2 protein-coding genes are annotated in these 3,522 nt (G+C 67.9%); both read right to left on the bottom strand.

Annotation, left to right across the window (positions count from 1 at the left end):
• On the bottom strand, nt 1-580 hold a 580-nt coding region (locus ACZ7GZ_RS42715), incomplete at its 3' end, for a condensation domain-containing protein (RefSeq protein WP_471033206.1).
• Nucleotides 577-3,522, bottom strand: a 2,946-nt coding sequence (locus tag ACZ7GZ_RS42720; protein ID WP_471033209.1) for a non-ribosomal peptide synthetase, incomplete at its 5' end; no start/stop codon positions are given. The genes ACZ7GZ_RS42715 and ACZ7GZ_RS42720, both read right to left, overlap by 4 nt.

Raw genomic sequence — 3,522 nt, forward strand, 5'->3', positions numbered from 1 at the left:
AGCGGAGCTGGCTGCTGACCAGGCTCTCGGGATCCTTCTCGTCGCCGAGCAACTCCTGCTGCCACAGCGTGTAGTCCACGTACTGCACCGGAAGCTCGGTCCAGCCGGGCGTCCGGCCTTCCACCCGTGCCGCGTACGCCTCGCCCACGTCCCGCGACAGGGGCGCGAAGGACCATCCGTCAGCGGCGATGTGGTTGAGCACCAGCAGCAGTACGTGCTCGGTCGGCGACAGCACGAACAACGTCACCCGCAGCGGGAGGTCGCTCGCCAGGTCGAAGCCTTCGGCGGCCACGTCGGACAGCTTCACCTGCAGCTCGTCCTCCGTCGTCGGCACCACCGACAACCCGACGCCGGCCTCCGCGACGCTCAGCACCTTCTGCTGCGGCACCCCGTCGACTTCCGGGAAGACCGTCCGCAGACTCTCGTGGCGCTCGACCACGTCCGTGAGTGCCAGCCGCAGTGCTGCCCGGTCCAGGGTTCCCGAAAGGCGCATGGCCAAAGGAATGTTGTAGGTCGCGCTGACCCCTTCGAGGCGGTGCAGGAACCACATCCGGCGTTGCGCGAACGAGAGCGGAATCATCGAGTCTCCCCCGGCCTCTGCATGCGACGCAGCTTCGGCCTCTGTGTCTTTCCAACGTTTTTCAGCGAACTGGCCAGCCCGGCGACGGTCGGGGCGTCAAAGATGCTGCCGATCGAGATCTCCACGCCGAGTGCGGCCCGCACCCGACTGATCAGGCGCGTCGCGAGCAGCGAATGACCGCCCAGCTCGAAGAAGCTGTCATCGATACCGACCCGAGGCAGTCCGAGCACTTCGGCGAACAGGTCGCACAGCGTCTCTTCCTGTGGTGTGCGCGGACCGCGCCCGGTGACCTGCCCGGCGAAGTCCGGAGCGGGCAGGGCCCGGCGGTCGAGCTTCCCGTTCGGCGTCAACGGCAGCGAGTCCAGGCTCACCACCGCGGACGGCACCATGTATTCCGGCAACACCTTGGGAAGCTCCCGGCGCAGCGAGGTGATGAGCGCCGCCGTCTGACGTTGCGCCGCGGGATCGTTGGTCAGGTGGGTGCCGTCCGCCACCTGCCGCCCCGCACCGGGCAGATAGACGTCGGTGAGCGCGGTCCCGTCGTCCCGGACGTGGTGCAGGAGCACGTCGAACGACCCGTCGGAGCCGGTGTCCGACCACGTCGTCACGACCTCGTAACCCCATTCGGTGCCGAGGGCATGGAACGTTTCGGGGTCCCAGCCGGTGCTGCCGGGATCGGCGGCACGCCGACGCACCTCCGCGATCGGTTCCTCCGCATCGATCGCGTGCAGCACGGCGACCTCGTGCGCCAGCCGCCGGCTGGCGACGCCGGTGACGCGCAGGGCGGCGGGGCACTGCTGCCGCACATACCGTGCCAGCTCGTCCGTGCCGGAGACGTCGCGGCCCCAGCGCAGAGACTCGGTCCGCGCGAAGGAAACGGTTGCCGGCGCCTGCTTGTGCACGATGACGTCATAGCGATGCCGGGTCAGCTCATTGTGGTGCTCGCCCCGTTTGATGCGGATGTCCACCGCGTTCACGTCGTCGAACCGGTCCCGCACATGCGTGAAGAAGGCCGGGGACGCCAGGAGTTCCTTTTCGTCCGACACCGAGCGGCTGACGGCAAGGCGCAGAGCCGAAGCGTCCTCCGCGGTCTCCGAACGCGCGATGTGCACGGCGGCGTGGAAGCTGCGGACCAGATTCAGGTTCCGCACGTCGCCGATGAACAGCCGGCCGCCCGGCTTGAGCAGTCGAAGGGCGTTCTCCACCACTGTGAGCAGATAGGAGCTGCCTGGGAAGTACTGCATCACCGAGTTGATGACGACCGTGTCGAAATACTCCACCGGCAGGCCGTCCGTCGCGTCGGCGGGCTGGCACAGCAGATGCACGCGGTCGGCGATGTCCGGTTGCTGCGCGACGTCGGACCGCAGCTTCTCGATGACGGTGGACGAGAAGTCGCTTCCCCAGTACTCCGCGCAGTGTCCGGCGAGCTTCGCCAGCAACAGGCCGCTGCCCACACCCAGTTCCAGAACGCGTCGCGGCTTCAGTGACAGGATGCGGTCGACGGTCGCATCGCGCCAGGCACGCATCTGCTCGAGCGGAATGGGCCGTCCGTCGTAACTGCTCACCCATCCGGTGAAGTCGTCACCAAAACCGACAGGGTCCTGGGACTCCGCGTAAATGGAGTCGTAGACCTGCTGCCATTCGTCGACCTGTTCCCCTTCCACCCGGTCGTCCGACTGCGCCGCATCCGTCTTCGGTACGACGTAGGCGACGATGCGTTGGTCGCCGGGGCGGTCCTCGCGGACGATCACGGCGGCCTGGGTGATGTCGTCGTGGGTGGTCAGTGCGGTTTCGATCTCGCCGAGTTCGATGCGGAAGCCGCGGACCTTGACCTGGGAGTCGGCTCGGCCGAGGTATTCCAGTTCGCCGGCCGGGTTCCAGCGGACGAGGTCGCCGGTGCGGTACATCCGTTCGCCGGGGGTGCCGAAGGGGTTGGCGACGAAGCGTTCGGCGGTCAGTCCGGGGCGGTTGAGGTAGCCGCGGGCCAGGCCGTCGCCGGCGAGGTACAGCTCACCGGGCACACCGACCGGTACGGGAGCCAGACCGGCGTCCAGGACGTATGCCTGGCTGTTGGTGATGGGGCGGCCGATGGGGGGTGTGGTGGTGTTGTTGTCGGCGAACCAGGCTGTGGCGTAGACGGTGGCTTCGGTGGGGCCGTAGATGTTGGCGATCTGGCAGCCGGGGAGTGCGGTCCGGATGTCTGTTACTGCTTGTGCGGAGAGTGCTTCGCCGGCCAGTACCACGGTTTCGGCTTGTACGTTGAGGCTGGACTGTCCGACGACCTGGGCCAGGGCTGAGGGGACGGCGCTGATGAGGCTTCCTGTCCAGTTGCGGCTCAGTAGTGCCAGTACGTCCTGGACGACTTCGAGTGTGCCGCCGCAGACGAGGGGGGTGAAGATCTCGAAGACGGAGACGTCGAAGCTCAGTGAGGTGGCTGCCAGGACTTTGGACAGTCGGCCGTGGTCGAAGGATGTCACTGCCCATGACAGCAGGTCGGCGACGCTTTCCTGGGCGACGACGACGCCCTTGGGGGTGCCGGTGGAGCCCGAGGTGTAGATGACGTAGGCCGGGGACTGCGGCAGGACGACGCCGCGACGCTCAGCCGGGTCCACGTCCGCTGCGGACAGGGCCGTGAGCTCGCCGGTCACCGCCGGGTCGTCGAGCAGCACCCGTGTCACGCCGTCCGGGAGTCCGGAAGCGACCTCCTCGGTGCTCACCATCAGCACCGGGCCGGCGTCCCGCACCATGAACGCCAGACGCTCCGCCGGATACTCCACATCCAGGGGCAGATACGCGGCACCCGACTTCAGCACCGCCAGCACGGCGACGATCAGTTCGGCCGAGCGGGGCACGGCCAGCGCCACCAGCTGCTCGGGCCCCGCACCCCGGGCGATCAGCAGGCGTGCCAGACGGTTGGCCCGCTCGTTCAGCTCGGCGTACGA

This window comes from Streptomyces sp. NPDC037288, assembly GCF_055603265.1.